17 protein-coding genes are annotated in these 14962 nt (G+C 62.7%); 15 read left to right on the plus strand and 2 right to left on the minus strand.

Annotation, left to right across the window (positions count from 1 at the left end):
* Positions 1–143: 143 nt before the first annotated feature.
* The 15 genes from AMK02_RS12820 (at position 144) to AMK02_RS12890 (ending at position 13285) form a co-directional block, all read left to right on the plus strand.
* The gene (locus AMK02_RS12820) at positions 144–1469 is read left to right on the plus strand and encodes an ABC transporter substrate-binding protein (protein WP_064803275.1); all 1326 of its coding nucleotides are present in this window, start codon (positions 144–146) and stop codon (positions 1467–1469) included.
* 119 nt (positions 1470–1588) lie between these two features.
* Positions 1589–2557 carry a carbohydrate ABC transporter permease gene (locus AMK02_RS12825; protein ID WP_064803276.1) on the plus strand — a complete coding sequence of 323 codons (969 nt, stop codon included), beginning with the start codon at positions 1589–1591 and terminating at the stop codon, positions 2555–2557.
* Entirely contained in the window at positions 2554–3507 is a 954-nt protein-coding gene (locus AMK02_RS12830; RefSeq protein ID WP_064803278.1) for a carbohydrate ABC transporter permease, read from the plus strand. Before AMK02_RS12825 ends, AMK02_RS12830 begins: the two co-directional genes overlap by 4 nt.
* Complete coding sequence (locus AMK02_RS12835) at positions 3504–3716, plus strand: hypothetical protein (RefSeq protein ID WP_064803280.1); 213 nt, start codon at positions 3504–3506, stop codon at positions 3714–3716. The genes AMK02_RS12830 and AMK02_RS12835 overlap by 4 nt, the downstream gene beginning before the upstream one ends.
* 3 nt (positions 3717–3719) lie before the next feature.
* Entirely contained in the window at positions 3720–4817 is a 1098-nt protein-coding gene (locus tag AMK02_RS12840; protein ID WP_064803282.1) for an ABC transporter ATP-binding protein, read from the plus strand.
* Positions 4810–5817 carry an ABC transporter ATP-binding protein gene (locus AMK02_RS12845; protein WP_064803284.1) on the plus strand — a complete coding sequence of 336 codons (1008 nt, stop codon included), beginning with the start codon at positions 4810–4812 and terminating at the stop codon, positions 5815–5817. The genes AMK02_RS12840 and AMK02_RS12845 overlap by 8 nt, the downstream gene beginning before the upstream one ends.
* Positions 5818–5870: 53 nt before the next feature.
* Positions 5871–7511 carry a dihydroxyacetone kinase subunit DhaK gene (locus AMK02_RS12850; protein WP_064803286.1) on the plus strand — a complete coding sequence of 547 codons (1641 nt, stop codon included), beginning with the start codon at positions 5871–5873 and terminating at the stop codon, positions 7509–7511.
* A 68-nt stretch (positions 7512–7579) separates the two neighbouring features.
* Positions 7580–8179, plus strand: coding sequence for a dihydroxyacetone kinase subunit DhaL (gene dhaL, locus AMK02_RS12855; RefSeq protein WP_064806195.1), 600 nt, complete (start codon positions 7580–7582; stop codon positions 8177–8179).
* A 14-nt stretch (positions 8180–8193) separates the two neighbouring features.
* A complete protein-coding gene (gene dhaM / locus AMK02_RS12860; protein WP_064806193.1) occupies positions 8194–8592 on the plus strand; it encodes a dihydroxyacetone kinase phosphoryl donor subunit DhaM in 399 nt (132 codons plus the stop codon).
* Positions 8592–8936, plus strand: coding sequence for an HPr family phosphocarrier protein (locus AMK02_RS12865; protein WP_064803287.1), 345 nt, complete (start codon positions 8592–8594; stop codon positions 8934–8936). Before dhaM ends, AMK02_RS12865 begins: the two co-directional genes overlap by 1 nt.
* Positions 8920–10524, plus strand: a complete 1605-nt coding sequence (locus AMK02_RS12870) for a putative PEP-binding protein (protein WP_064803289.1) — start codon at positions 8920–8922, stop codon at positions 10522–10524. Before AMK02_RS12865 ends, AMK02_RS12870 begins: the two co-directional genes overlap by 17 nt.
* A 1-nt stretch (position 10525) precedes the next feature.
* Positions 10526–10939 carry a hypothetical protein gene (locus AMK02_RS12875; RefSeq protein ID WP_064803291.1) on the plus strand — a complete coding sequence of 138 codons (414 nt, stop codon included), beginning with the start codon at positions 10526–10528 and terminating at the stop codon, positions 10937–10939.
* 38 nt (positions 10940–10977) lie between these two features.
* Positions 10978–11970, plus strand: a complete 993-nt coding sequence (locus AMK02_RS12880) for a dihydroxyacetone kinase subunit DhaK (protein ID WP_064803292.1) — start codon at positions 10978–10980, stop codon at positions 11968–11970.
* A gap of 373 nt (positions 11971–12343) precedes the next feature.
* Entirely contained in the window at positions 12344–12841 is a 498-nt protein-coding gene (locus AMK02_RS12885) for a MarR family winged helix-turn-helix transcriptional regulator (protein ID WP_064803294.1), read from the plus strand.
* A gap of 27 nt (positions 12842–12868) precedes the next feature.
* Positions 12869–13285 carry an NUDIX hydrolase gene (locus AMK02_RS12890; protein ID WP_064803296.1) on the plus strand — a complete coding sequence of 139 codons (417 nt, stop codon included), beginning with the start codon at positions 12869–12871 and terminating at the stop codon, positions 13283–13285.
* Between the two features lie 24 nt (positions 13286–13309).
* Here the strand turns inward: AMK02_RS12890 and AMK02_RS12895 are convergent, their stop codons facing one another.
* Positions 13310–14347, minus strand: a complete 1038-nt coding sequence (locus AMK02_RS12895) for a DUF3095 family protein (RefSeq protein ID WP_064803298.1) — start codon at positions 14345–14347, stop codon at positions 13310–13312.
* A gap of 107 nt (positions 14348–14454) precedes the next feature.
* Complete coding sequence (locus tag AMK02_RS12900) at positions 14455–14850, minus strand: Ohr family peroxiredoxin (RefSeq protein WP_064803300.1); 396 nt, start codon at positions 14848–14850, stop codon at positions 14455–14457.
* Positions 14851–14962: the final 112 nt, after the last annotated feature.

Genomic DNA, 14962 nt, shown 5'->3' on the forward strand with positions numbered 1-14962 from the left:
GATTGTCACTTGCAATGTTTATAAAAATAGATATCACTAAACATATTGCTAAACATGATGAGTGAGGAGTTCATGTGAGCATTCTCTGAAATGGGTGAACGTGCGACGCTGGCGGGAGCCGGCCTTGGTTCTGGGAGGAACTTATGCAGAAAACATCGAAAGCCCTTTTGGGGCTGGCCACGGCGCTTGTCACGTCGTCGGCATTGCCCAATCTCGCCAAAGCCGATGAACTGACGCTGTGTTGGGCCGCCTGGGACCCCGCGAATGCGCTGGTCGAGCTATCGAAGGACTTCACCGCCAAGACTGGCACGCAGATGAAGTTCGAATTCGTTCCCTGGACGAGTTATGCCGACCGCTTCCTCAACGAGCTGAATTCCCATGGCAAGCTCTGCGACCTCATTATTGGCGACAGCCAGTGGATCGGCGGCTCGGCCGAGAACGGCCACTACGTCAAGCTCAACGACTTCTTCGACAAGGAAGGCATCAAGATGGATGACTTCGTGCCGGCGACGGTCGTCGGCTACTCGGAATGGCCGAAGAACACGCCGAACTACTGGGCGCTGCCGGCCATGGGCGATGTCGTCGGCTGGACCTATCGCAAGGACTGGTTCGAGAAGCCGGAACTGCAGAAGGAATTCAAGGCGAAATACGGCCACGATCTCGCGGCCCCGAAGACCTATGACGAGCTGAAGCATATCGCCGAGTTCTTCCAGAAGCGCCAGATCGACGGCAAGACCGTCTATGGCGCCTCGATCTATACCGAGCGCGGCTCCGAAGGCATCACCATGGGCGTGACCAACGTCCTCTACGACTGGGGCTTCCAGTACGACAATCCGAAGAAGCCTTATGACATGGAGGGCTTCGTCAACTCGGCCGACGCGGTCAAGGGCCTCGAATTCTACAAGTCGCTCTATGATTGCTGCACCCCGCCCGGCAGCTCCAACGTCTACATGGTCGAATCCGCCGACGCCTTCAAATCCGGACAGGTCGCCATGCAGATGAACTTCGCCTTCACCTGGCCCGGCCTCTACAAGGACGAGAAGGTTGGCGGCGACAGGATCGGCTTCTTCCCCAATCCGGCTGAAAAGGCGCATTTCGCCCAGCTCGGCGGCCAGGGCATCTCGGTGGTTTCCTACTCCGAGAAGCGCGACGCCGCCCTGCAATACATCAAGTGGTTCGCACAGCCCGATGTGCAGGCCAAATGGTGGGAGCTCGGCGGGTTTTCCTGCCTGAACTCCGTCGTTAACGCGCCGGATTTTGCCAAGAGCCAGCCCTATGCCCAGGCCTTCCTGGACTCGATGGCGATCGTCAAGGATTTCTGGGCCGAGCCGAGCTATGCTTCGCTGCTGCAGGCCATGCAGAAGCGCGTCCACAACTACGTGGTCGCGGGCAACGGTGCCGCCAAGGAAGCGCTCGACGGCCTGGTGAAGGACTGGAGCGACGTGTTCAAGGACGACGGCAAGATCTAGTGTCGGACGACGGGACAGGCGGAATCCCTCCGCGCGCCATCCTCACCAGGATGGCGGCCCGGATCGGCAGACGAGCCGGGCCGCCAGATCTTCCAAATCGCAATAGACTGGGTGAAGAATTGACAATTTCCCATTCCTCCATTGTCGAGAAGGCGGCCGATGCGACAGCAAGGGCAACGCCGGTCTCGGTCGCCCGGCGCGTCCGCGGCCTCTCCGACAGGGCAATCGCCTGGCTGTTCATTGCGCCGGCCATCACATTGCTGCTGGCGATCAACATCTTCCCGCTGCTATGGGCGCTCTATCTCTCCTTCACCAATTACCGCGCCAATCGGCCGAATGCGCCGGTGCAGGGCGTCGGCCTCGGGAATTACAAGCGCGTCCTCAACGATCCCGACATCTGGCAGGCGATGCAGACCACCGCACATTTCGTCTTCTGGACGATCCTGCTGCAGACGGTGATCGGCTTCACGCTCGCCTACCTGATCGACCGCAAGTTTCGCGGCCATGCCTTCTGGACGACAATCATCCTAATCCCGATGATGCTGTCGCCCGCTGTGGTCGGCAATTTCTGGCGCTTTCTCTACGAGCCACAGATCGGGCTCTTCGCCTATGCCGTGTCGCTGGTCTCAGGCATTCCGACTTCCGATATCCAGATGCTCGGCAATGTCTCTTTGGCGCCCTGGGCGATCATCATCGTCGACACCTGGATGTGGACGCCCTATGTGATGCTGATCTGCCTCGCCGGCCTGCGCTCGATCCCTGACTATATCTACGAGGCGGCCGAGGTCGACCGCGCTTCGCCGGGGCGCCAGTTCTGGTCGATCACCGTCCCGATGGCCCTGCCCTTCATCATGCTCGCCGTGCTCTTCCGCGGCATCGAGAATTTCAAGATGTTCGACATGGTGACACTGCTCACCGGCGGCGGGCCAGGCTCGGTCACCGAAGTCGCCTCGATCACGCTTAAGCGCGCCGCGTTCGAAAGCTGGGCGACCGGCCGGGCCTCGGCCTTCGCCATCATCCTCTTCGTCGCGGTGTTCGGCCTCGCCAACATTTACGTCAAGGCATTGAACAAGGTGAAGCAACGATGAGTGCCGCTAACTCCGCCCATTCGGTCGTTGAACCGAGCCTGTCCAACAAGCGCATCGCCGGCACCATCGTCGTACTGTACGCGCTGATCACCCTCATCCCGCTCGTCTGGATCTTCCTGACCAGCATCAAGTCGCCGCCGGATTCGATCAGCTATCCACCCAAGATCGTCTTTACCCCGTCGCTCGAGGGCTATTGCAACCTGTTCACGACGCGCACCCGGCAGACGCCGGATTATATCGCCTCGCTGCCGGCGCCGGTCGGCACTTGCGATGAGGTGACGCGCAAGCGGAACATGGTGATAGCAGGCCCGTCGAATTTCGTGCCGCGCTTCGTCAATTCGCTTGTCATCGCCTTCGGCTCCACCTTCCTCGCGGTCTTCCTCGGCACGCTCGCCGCCTATGGCTTTTCCCGCTTCAAGGTGCCACTCGCCGACGACCTGCTGTTCTTCATCCTGTCGACGCGCATGATGCCCCCGATCGCCGTCGCCATCCCGATCTACCTCATGTATCGCGAGCTCGGCCTGTCGGACACGGCGCTCGGCATGATCCTGCTCTACACCGCGGTCAACGTCTCGCTCGCCGTCTGGCTGCTCAAGGGCTTCATCGACGAGATCCCGCGCGAATATGAGGAAGCGGCGATGATCGACGGCTATACGCGGCTGCAGGCCTTCCGCAAGGTCGTGCTGCCGCAGGCAACGACCGGCATCGCCGCCACCGCGATCTTTTGCCTGATTTTCGCCTGGAACGAATATGCGTTTGCCGCCCTGCTGACCTCAGGCGACGCCCAGACCGCACCGCCCTTCATCCCGACGATCATCGGTGAGGGCGGGCAGGACTGGCCGGCCGTTGCCGCCGGTACGACGATCTTCCTGATCCCGATCCTCGTCTTCACCATCCTTCTGCGCAAGCAGCTGCTGCGCGGCATCACCTTCGGAGCCGTCCGCAAATGAACCATCTGATCCAAACACGCACCCCTGCCCGTCCGAAACGGCCGTTCTTCCTGCGGCGCGGCCCGATGGAGGCCATCGCCACCGTGCTGATCGGCCTCGGCTTCCTGATGCTGTTCCAGCCCTTCCTGCTGGTGCTCTACACCTATTCGCTGGTCACCCTGCTTGCAGGCACCGTCATGTTCATCATCGTTTCGAAATTCGCGGAGTGAACCATGGCGGACATCCGGATTGAAAATCTCCGCAAGGAATTCGGCAGCTTCGTTGCCGTTCAGGATTCGAGCTTCACCGTCCATGACGGCGAGTTCCTGGCGCTGCTCGGTCCATCAGGCTGCGGCAAGACGACGACGCTTCGCATGATCGCCGGCCTCGAGCTGCCCTCGAGCGGCAAGATCTATCTCGACGGGGAGGACGTCACCTTCAACCGCGCCAGCGCCCGCGACATAGCCTTCGTCTTCCAGCTCTTTGCGCTCTACCCGCATATGAATGTGCGCAAGAATATCGGCTTCCCCTTGCTGTCACAGGGCATGCCCAAGGCCGAAATCCGTCAGCGCGTCGAAGAGACCGCGCGGCTCCTACAGATCGATCGTATTCTCAACCGCTCAGTCTCCGGCCTTGCCGGCGGCGACCGGCAGCGTGTGGCGCTCGGCCGCGCCATCGTCCGGCGCCCGAAATGCTTCCTGATGGACGAGCCGCTCGGCACGCTCGACGCCGAGTTCCGCGAGGTCATGGTCCACGAGCTGCGCGAACTGCACAACCGCATCCATGCCACCACCGTCTACGTCACTCATGACCAGCACGAGGCAATGGCGATGGCCGACAAGATCGCCGTCATGAACCATGGCGTCATCGAGCAGTTCGGCACGCCGCAGGAGATCTATGCCAAGCCCGCGACCATGTATGTCGCCGATTTCATCGGCTCGCCGCCGATGAACTTCATGCGCTTCACCTCGGGCCTGAAAAGCGGCGACACGTCCATCGTGATCGATGGAGTCGATGTCGCTGTTCCCGAGATCCATCAGGACATGGCCGAGAGCGAGCTGGCGCTCGGCGTGCGGCCGGAGCATATCCGCTTCAGCGATGCGTCGCCCCTTCGCGGCGCCGTCTACGGCAGCGAATATCTCGGCACCAATCAGGTCGTGGCTGTCGAAACTCGGGGCAGCCTTATAAAGGCCCGCGTTCCCGCCAATCGCACCTTCCGGATCGGCGAGACCGTCGGCTTGGAATTCAACCCGGTAAAACTCACGCTCTTCGACTGCACGTCGGGCCGCGCGGTGCCATCGCAGCTTTATCAGGAGACCCGGCATGGCTGACATCGTCCTTAGGAACCTCGCCAAGCGCTTCGGCGATACTCAGGCTTTGGCCGATCTCGATCTGTCGATCCGCGACGGCGAATTCGTCGTGCTGCTCGGTCCCACAGGCGCCGGCAAGACCACGACGCTGCGGCTGATCGCCGGCTTGGAAAAGCCGGACAGCGGCCGCATCGAAATCGGTGGCCGCAATGTCGCCACTGAGGCGCCCGCCGAACGCGATGTCGCCTTCGTCTTCCAGCAATATTCGCTCTATCCGCACATGACGGTCTACGACAACCTCGCCTTCCCGCTGAAGGCGCCTGTGCGCAAGCTGAGCGCCGAGATGATCGACCGCCGCGTGCGCGAGGTCGCGCGCATGGTCCGGATCGACCATAAACTCGCCAACCGCTCGACCAGGCTTTCCGGCGGCGAGATGCAGCGTGTCGCGATCGGCCGGGCACTGGTGCGCCGGCCGGCGATCTATCTGATGGACGAGCCCCTGTCTTCGCTCGACGCCAAGCTGCGCGCCGAACTCCGCCTGGAGCTGAAGCGCATCCAGAAGGAGTTGGGCTCGACGCTGCTCTATGTCACCCACGACCAGGTGGAAGCCATGACCATGGCCGACCGTATCGGCATCGTTGCCGAGGGCCGGCTGATGCAGGTCGGAACGCCGCGCGAAATCTACAGCAATCCCGCCAACCTGCATGTCGCCGCCCGCCTCGGCCAGCCGCATATCAACCTTCTGCCGGCGGACCTGCTTCCCGGCGGTCAGCCGCCGGCTGGTACAAAAACAGTCGGCGCCCGCACCGAACATCTCGATATCATTGTCGGCAAGGACGCCAATGCCGAGATCGACTGGATCGAGCATCTCGGCGACCAAAACCATCTCCATATTAGAGCTGGCAATCACAAGCTCGTCACACTTGCAGATCCATATCTGGCGATCGCGCCGGGCGACCGGATCAGCCTGACGCTGCGCGATCCGCTTTATTTCGATGCGGCTGGACAGCGCCTATCCTGACCGGCAAACACACATGACGACGGCATGAAAAACAAACAGACGGGTCTCAATCGATGAAACACTTTTTCAACCGCAGGGAAACTATCGTTACCGAAGCTCTGGACGGTCTGCTTTTGACGAGCGGCAACGGTCGTCTCGCCCGCCTCGACAGCTTTCCCGAAATCAAGGTGATCCTGCGCGCGGACTGGGACAAGTCGAAGGTGGCGATCATCTCCGGCGGCGGCGCCGGCCATGAGCCTTCGCATGCTGGCTTCGTCGGCAAGGGCATGCTGACGGCAGCCGTCTCCGGCGAAATCTTTGCGTCCCCGAGTGTCGATGCCGTGCTGACGGCGATTCGCGCCGTGACGGGCCCTAAGGGCGCCCTGCTGATCGTCAAGAACTACACCGGCGACCGCCTGAATTTCGGCCTCGCCGCCGAAAAGGCGCGCGCCGAAGGCTTTGACGTCGAGATGGTCATCGTCGCCGACGACATCGCCATCCCCGGCATCAACCAGCCGCGCGGCGTCGCCGGCACGCTGTTCGTCCATAAGATCGTTGGCTATCACGCCGAAAGGGGCGAGGACCTGACAACGGTCACAGCCCAGGCCAGAAGTGCGGCTGGCGATATCGTCTCGCTCGGCATGTCTCTCTCCACCTGCAGCGTGCCCGGCCAGGCGCATGAGGACCGTCTCGGCGCTGATGAAGGCGAACTCGGCCTCGGCATCCATGGCGAGCCCGGCCTTGAGCGTATCGCCATGCAGCCAGTCGCCGATATCGTCGCCACCATGGTGGCGCGCCTGTCGCCTGCGCTGCGCGAGGGGGCAAGTCACGCCCTCCTCATCAACAATCTCGGCGCCGTGCCGCCGCTCGAAATGACCGTCATCGCCAATGCCGTGCTGTCCTCATCGCTTGGCCGCCGCATCCGGCTGATCATCGGCCCAGCGCCGATGATGACTGCGCTCAACATGAACGGTTTCTCGCTGTCGCTGATCCGGCTGGATGCCGCGCGTGAAGCGGCGCTGACGGCTACGGTCGAACCGCATGCCTGGGTGCCGGCCGTCGAGCTCCACGAGATCCAGATCATCGCCGCGCCGAAAACATCAGCCGGATTGAACGGCGCGGCAGTGGCCGGGGAGAACAGCCGCAACCGTCGCCTGATCACGGCGCTCTGTGAGCATCTGATTTCGCAGGAAAGCGAACTCAATAGGCTGGACGGCCGCGTCGGCGACGGCGATACCGGCTCGACGGTGGCGACGGGCGCCCGCAGCGTGCTTGCGCGCCTGGACATGCTGCCGCTCGACCGGCCGGCGGCAACGCTCGCCTCGCTTGGCGATATTCTCCGTACCAGCATGGGCGGATCGAGCGGCGTGCTGCTGTCGATCTTCTTCACAGCGGCGGCAAAGGCGATGGCCGACAAGGCCGATATATCGGCAGCCCTTCTTGCCGGGCTCGACAGGATGACGTTCTATGGTGGAGCCTCAGTTGGCGACCGGACGATGGTCGATGCGCTCTCGCCTGCCCTGCAGGCGCTCGCATCCGGCGATGTCGGCGCAGCCGCAAAGGCAGCCGCAGCGGGTGCGGAGTCGACGAAGACGATGACGAAGGCGAGAGCCGGACGCGCCTCCTATGTCGGAGAAAGGGATCTGGCGGGGGTTGCCGATCCCGGTGCGGTCGCCGTTGCTGGCGCGTTCGGCGTGGTGGCAAGCCTGGCCTGAGCGGCGTAAAGTTTGAGAGCCGCGCGGGAGATGTGGCGACAGGGAGGACGGCAGTGCAGGCGGAACCGATGCTGGTGGCAGGATTGATCGAGGTGTGCCGCGCGACGATCGCGGAGAATACCGATCACCTTTGCGCGCTCGATCGCGCCATCGGCGATGGCGATCACGGAACCAATATGCGGCGCGGCTGCGAGGCGGTGAGCGCCGAGGGCGAGAGCCTGTCCAACCTGCCCTTCCCCGACGCGGTGGAAAAGATCGGCCTGGCGCTGGTGATGAATGTCGGCGGTGCGGCCGGCCCGCTTTACGGCACGTTGCTGATGGAGATCGGCCGCGAGCTTCGCAAAAGTGAGGAAGCGGCCGATTTTCCGCAGGTGCTGAAACAGGCGATCGACGCGGTGGCAAGGCGCGGACGCGCCCATACGGGCGACAAGACCCTACTCGACGTACTCTATCCCGTACATGCGGCACTGGCGAAGCGATCACCACTCGGTGACATCGCCCGCAAGGCCGAACGTTCCGCCAATAGGACCGCCGCGATGAAGGCAATGCGCGGGCGTGCGGCTTATCTCGGCGACCGTTCGATCGGCCACGTCGATCCCGGCGCGTGGAGCTGCGCGTTGCTGACCACTGCGATCTGCCGCTATCTCGGGGAGCAGCGGCCCCAATGAATGCAAGGACCGACATGACTGCTAAGACCGCAAACGTGGGTATCGTGATCGTTTCCCACTCGCCGCTGGTGGCACGCGGCATAGCCGACATGGTGCGCCAGATGGTCGGCGACTGCGTGCCGCTCGCTTGGTCGGGCGGCAATGTCCACGGCGAACTCGGTACCGATGCTGGCGGCATCCTGAGGGCGATCGAAGCCGCCTGGTCCGATGCCGGCGTCGCCGTCTTCGTCGATCTCGGCGGCGCCGAAACCAACAGCGAGATGGCGATCGAAATGCTGGGGCTTCCCCGTTCGGCGCTCGTCTCCATTTGCAACGCGCCTTTGGTCGAAGGCGCCGTCATCGCTGCTGCCGAAGCGTCGGGGGGCGCGTCACTGGCCAAGGTCGTCGCTACAGCCGAGGAACTGTCCCCCTGATGACGAACGGATTGCGTATTGAAAAACAGGAGCCTGGTCCATTGCATGTGAACTGCCAGACGGAGGTGGAAGTCAAGCACGGCGTCGGGCTGCATGCCCGCCCCTCCGTCACCTTCACGCGGCTTGCCAAGTCCTTCCCTTGTTCGATCGAGGTCGCAGTCAACGGCAGCGACGTTTGGCTGAACGGCAAGAGCATCATCAAGATCATGAATGCGAGAATCCGCAAAGGGTCTGTCCTCCGGATCCGCGCCGACGGCATTCTCGCCGAAGAGGCGATCCGTGCGCTGAAGGAACTCATCGAGCGCAATTTCGATGAGGAAAAGAAACATGGCCGAACCGCTTAGGCTGAAAGCAAAGAGCGCATCCCCGGGCGTCGCATCCGGCCCGGCCTTTCTCGCGGAGGAGCCGAAAGCTCCTTCCGCCGCCGAGCGGCCGGACGCCGATCTCCCGCCTCAAATCGCCGGCGGATTCGGCGCGCTGGAAAAGGCGATCGATATCTCGATCGGCGAACTCGAGCGCCTTGCCGAGGGCGCCGATGCCGAAAGCCGCGATATCATCGATTTTCAGATCGAGGTGCTGCGAGATCCAACGATCGCGGAAGCGACCGGCGCGCGTATGGAAAAGGACCAGAACGTGGTCTTCGCCTGGGTCGCCACGCTCGACGCCTATATCAGCGAACTCGAAGCGGCCGACGAGGAACAGATGCGGGCGCGTGCCGTCGATATTCTCGACATCAAGAACCGTGTGCTCGGCGCGCTCGCCGGCACCCCGGTTGCCGATTTCCCGGCCGGCTCGGTCTTCGTCGGCAAGGACATGGAGCCAAGTCGCTTTCTCGCCCACGACTGGTCGAAAGGCGGCGGCATCGCGCTGTTTGCGGGCAGCACCGCCGGCCATGTCGCCCTGCTCGCACGGGCGAAATCCGTGCCGATGGTTGTCGCCACCGGGCGCTTTTCAGCCGCAGACGGCGATCCTGTCAGTGTGGATGGCGACGCCGGTGCGGTCATTCTGGAGGCGGGCGGCATGCTGATCCCGCCGCCGGCACCCACTCAAGTGCCTGCCGTCGACACGCAAACCGTAAGCGGCGAGCTCCGCACGGCGGACAGCGTGCCGATCCTCATCTCCATCAACATCAACGATCCCGCCGAGATCGACGCGCTCGATCCGGCAACGGCGGGCGTCGGCCTGATGCGCTCGGAATTTTCGGTCACTTCGCTCGCCGATGCCGCCAACGAGGAAAGGCAAGTGGCGATCTATCGCCGTGTGCTGGAACAGGCGGGGGAAAAGCCAGTGATCATAAGAATGCTCGACATCGGCGGCGATAAGCCGCTCACCGGCCTCGAAGACATGCTGATTCTCGAACCGGGCCTGCGCGGCATCCGGCTGCTGCTTGCCCGGCCGGAAATTGCCCGTGTGCAGGCCCGCGCCCTGCTGCGCGCCGCCGTCTACGGCAAGCTCTCGGTGATGCTGCCGATGGTGACTTTTCCCGAGGAAATCGACAGGATGCGCGAGATATTCCGGGAAGAAGCCGAAAGGCTCGGCCGCCGTTCGCTGCCACACCGGATGCCGCCGATCGGCATGATGGTTGAGGTACCATCGGCCGCATTGATGCTCGACACCTTCGGGTCGGCGGCGTTCTTCTCGTTCGGAACCAACGATCTCACACAGTATCTTGCCGCATCCGCCCGCGACGACATCAACGTCGATGCCGGCAAGGCCGCACCCGCCGTGCTCCGGCTTATTGCCCAGGCGGTGAAGCTTGCCGCCGGCAAGCCCGTTAGCATCTGCGGCGATATGGCCGGCGATCCCCGCTATCTCTCCGGGCTGCTCGCCGCTGGCCTCCGGCATTTTTCCGTGGCGCCGGCCCGGCGTCCCGCGATAAGCTCGGCAATCATCGGTCTCAATGCCGATGGCACAAAGGCAGCCGGAGAATAGAATGGCGCGCGAAGACACCGAAGACGCCATTATCGTCTACAAGTCCATTCTGGCGCAGATCATCGACAACAGACCATCGGGCACGCGCCAGCGCCTGGCGACGGCGCTTGGCAAACATCGCAGCTTCGTTACCCAGATCACCAGTCCGACATATGCGACCCCGCTGCCGGCGCGCCATCTGGCAACCATCGTCCGTGTCTGCCATTTCAGCGCCGCTGAAGAGGAGCGCTTTCTCGAAGCCTATCAGGCTGCCCATCCCGGCAAGCTGCCGGATCTCGGCCATTCTGAGAAATTGCGGCACCTGTCGCTGATGGTGCCTGACTTCGGTGACGATCGCAAAAACCGCCTGCTCGAAGAGGCGATCTCCGATCTTGTGCAGAAGATCGTCGCGATTTCAGAAGCGAGTGAGCAGTGAACTGACGTGGCGTAATGCTTGGCTCTGGGAGGGGCTTGATGAAGAAGTTCATGAACACTGCGGAAACCATGGTCGCCGAAAGCGTCGAAGGCTTCGTGCGCGCCCATGAGGCCTTCGTGGTGTTCGGGGCCGAGCGCAAATGCATCCGCCGCCGCCACCTCACGTTGGGCAAGGTGGCGCTCATCTCAGGCGGCGGCGCCGGCCATGAACCGATGCATATCGGCTTCATCGGCCAGGGAATGCTGGATGCCGCCTGTGTCGGCCATATCTTCACCTCGCCGACACCGAGCCAGATCATTGCCGCCATTGAGGAGGCGGACACCGGCGCCGGCTGCCTGCTCGTGGTCAAGAATTACGATGGCGACCTGATGAATTTCGAAATGGCGATCGAGATGGCCGGCGACCGCCACAGCCTCGACATGGTCGTCGTCAGCGACGATATCGAGACGTCGAGAACAGGCGAAGGCCGCGGCCGGCGCGGCGTCGCCGGAACGCTGATCGTCGAAAAGCTCATAGGTGCCGCGGCCGAACGCGGAATGTCGCTTGCCGAATTGAAGCAGCTTGGCGAGGGATTGAACAGACGCTACCGCTCGATGGGTGTGGCCCTGAACGGCGTGACAGTGCCGCAGACCGAACGCAAGACATTTGCGCTCGGACCCGGCGAAATGGAAATGGGCGTCGGCATCCACGGCGAGCCCGGCCATGTCAGGCAGCCCTTCGCCGCCGCCGACGCCATCATCGGACATCTCTGCGAAACCATCGCCGATGACATCGCGGCAGCGCCGGGCATGCGAGCCCTGCTGTTCGTCAACGGCCTCGGCGGCACGCCGCCCGCCGAACTCTACCTCGCCTATAACAGCGCCCGCCGTTTCATCGAGGAAAGAGGCATTCCGATCGAGCGCTCGCTTGTTGGAACCTACGTCACCTCGCTCGACATGCAGGGGCTGTCTGTCACCCTTGCTTTGCTGACCGACGAGGAAATCGCTCTCTGGGACGCGCCGGTGGCGACGGCGGCACTGCGTTGGCCGTAACCGCAATCCAGAAATATCAGATGGAAAGCGGCGCCGAGGCCGCACCGCACCTGCCCTCCGCGGCAGCGGCAGCCAGCCGCCGATGCGAAACGCGCCGGTCGAGAGATAGACGAGGTCGAGCACGTGCCAGTCGGCATGGCTGAGCTCGCTGCGGGAAAGCACCGGCTGCGGATCGACCGTCAGCGCCCTTCAATACCGCTCATCCCAGAATGCGTCGAACCATCCGGCTCCTCCGGCGGCTTCACCGCTGCGACGGAGAAATTCGCCTAAGCCTGGGCCGACGGCACCGGCCTTTTCGAAACACCACTTGCACCGTTGCGATTTAATCGGATGCGATATATATAGTTATTGAAACCCCGGACAGGATAGAGCTATGATCACGTCTAAAACCGCAGAAAAGGCCGACACGGCTGCGCCCGCCTTCAAGGAGGCCGGCAGCAGGAAGCTGTCGACCTTCCTGTGCTTCGCGGTCTATTCGGCCAATCTCGCCTTCGGCCGCGCCTACAAGCCGATCCTGGACGCGCTCGGCCTGACCTACACCCAGTATATCGCCATGGTGGCCCTCTCCGAGGAGGACGATCAGACGGTCAGCACGCTGGGAGAAAAACTGTTCCTCGAATCCAACACGCTGACGCCCATTCTCAAGAAGCTGGAGTCAGTCGGCTTTATCACCCGCCACCGCGATCCGGCCGACGAACGGCAGGTGCGTGTCAGCCTGACGTCAGCGGGACGCGAAATTCTCAAGACCGATCCCGGCTCCGCCCTGATCGACGCCGTCGGCCTCGGCGACGATTTCCCCGTCGTGCAGAAATCGGTGACGCGGCTGCGCGACAATCTGCTACGGGCACAGGCGGAGCCGCAAAAATCATGATCGCAGCACATGTCGGCACCTGGTGACATGCCCGAGATCGCAATCGGCGTATTGATCGAAAATGGCAGCGCTCTTCTCGCCAGGCGAAGTTCGGAGCGCAGGACACACCCGGATCGGTGGAGCCTGCCGGGCGGTCACGTCGAACAAGGCGAAGATGCCGAGACGGCACTGCGCCGGGAATTGCTGGAAGAAATCGGCGTGACGCCGCAGCACTGGCTGTTGGCCGGAGAGTTCGTATCGGAAAGCCCGCCCGGGGCATCCGCCACCTTCCATATCTATCGCGTCGACCGATGGCAGGACTCTCCGCGACTTATCGGCGATGAACACACGGCGATCAGATGGTTTACCGCCGCGGAGATAGAACGCGAAACCGAACTGGCGCCGCCTCAGCTTGGTGAAATGCTCTTAAACCTGCTCAGACCGAAAACGAACCGGCAGGCATGATGACGGAAAAGAAGTGGCGCGCCCCTACAGAGCGCGCTGCCTTCCCTCCGCAAGCGCGTCTTCCTCCATCATCTCGGCCGCCTTGGCATACCCGCCACCCATTCCGTCGAGGAAATGCAGGTGCGAATCCGGCTGGCCCGACGGCACGAGGCAGGTCATCAGCGCATGCGATTGGCGGTGCAGCCCGAAATCGATCTCGCCGCGCGCCCGCGCTGCAACGAGCATGGCTTCGACGCTGTCGATCTGGTCCGGCGCGCAGTCCAGCGTCAGGCGCAGGCCGTCGTCGAACTTGCGGAAATCCGAATTGGAGGCGACCTCCGACCAGCGTTTCGCGCTGACTTGCTTCTCTCTTGCCATAGCCGTCCTTCCGGAAAGCGGATGGGACCGGCGCGGCGCGGCATCGAAAACCGCGAGCACACGTCTTGCCAGCGCCGCAAAGATCTCCGGGCGCGTGTGGTCGCGCGGCTCGACCAACAACGACAGGATCTCGCCGCGCTGGCTCGGAAATGGCGCCCAGTCGCAGCTCAAGCCCGTCAGGTCAGGCCGCATCGCATAACGGCCGGGCTTCACCAGAAAGCGGCCATTCTTGATCTGCCGCTCCGCCCATTTGAGCCCGCCTCCGGCAAACATCGCATAGGTCGCGCTCTCGGAAGCGGCGTAGCGCGCGATCCTGACGTCGCGCCCGTTGGCACGGATTTCGCCGACGGTGACGAGCCCGACACGCAGGTCGAGACGAAGCTCGGCTTTGGCGAAGCCCGCGACGTCACGCAATGCCGAGGTCCCCGCCAAGATGCCGTTCGCCGGCAAGGCGAAGGCTGCTCCGTCTCCGCGAAACACAAAGGGAAAATTGAACGAACCCCAGGCGTTGCCGAGGGCGGCGATGATCGATGCGCCGGCATAATTGACGTCTTCATAGCGTCCCGATCGGATCGCCGCGGTTGAGCTGACAACATCGGTGATGCCGATCAGCCAATCGTCAGGCAAAGGCTCGTAGACATCGGGATCGAGGACAAGCGAAAACTCGTCATAGGCCCGGCGCGGCTCCGCGTGGCTGTTGCTCATGGCATGTTCTCCGGATCGGCGGGTCTGGCTGCTGGCTCAGAAGCGGGTCTGCCGCCGATCGGCAGACCCCCGCTTGAAAGTGACGGCGCGAGGCCGGCCCTTCCTGTTCAGATAAGCTTGGTTTCGACGTCGATATTGCCGTGGACCGCCTTGGAGTAAGGGCAGATGCCGTGGGCCGCCTCGATCAGTTCCTGCGCGATCTCGCGGTCGATGTTTGCAAGGCTGACATTGAGCCGTGCACGCAGGAAGTAGGAGCCGTTATCACCGTTGAGCGTAATTTCGGCATCGACCTCGGGACCGGCTGGCAAAGTGATCTTCCGCTGCGCGGCGGCGAGCTCGATGGCACCGATATAGCAGGCCGACCAGGCGGCCCCGAACAGGTTTTCGGCCGCCGGATGCGGCTGCGGCAGCTTGATGTCGAGCGTACCGTCGCTGCTGCGTGCATAGCCGTTGCGACCACCGGCGATGTGGGTCTTGCCGGCGAAAAGAAGCTTCTCAGTCATTGTCGTATCCTTTCGGTTTGATGATTTTTAACGTACACGATTAAATCGGATGCGTGTTAATACGCCGAACCGAATCCGATGTCAACACCATTCCGATTTAATCGGATGCGAT

The sequence above is a fragment of the Rhizobium sp. N731 genome (assembly GCF_001664145.1).
Classification (GTDB): Bacteria; Pseudomonadota; Alphaproteobacteria; order Rhizobiales; family Rhizobiaceae; genus Rhizobium; species Rhizobium esperanzae.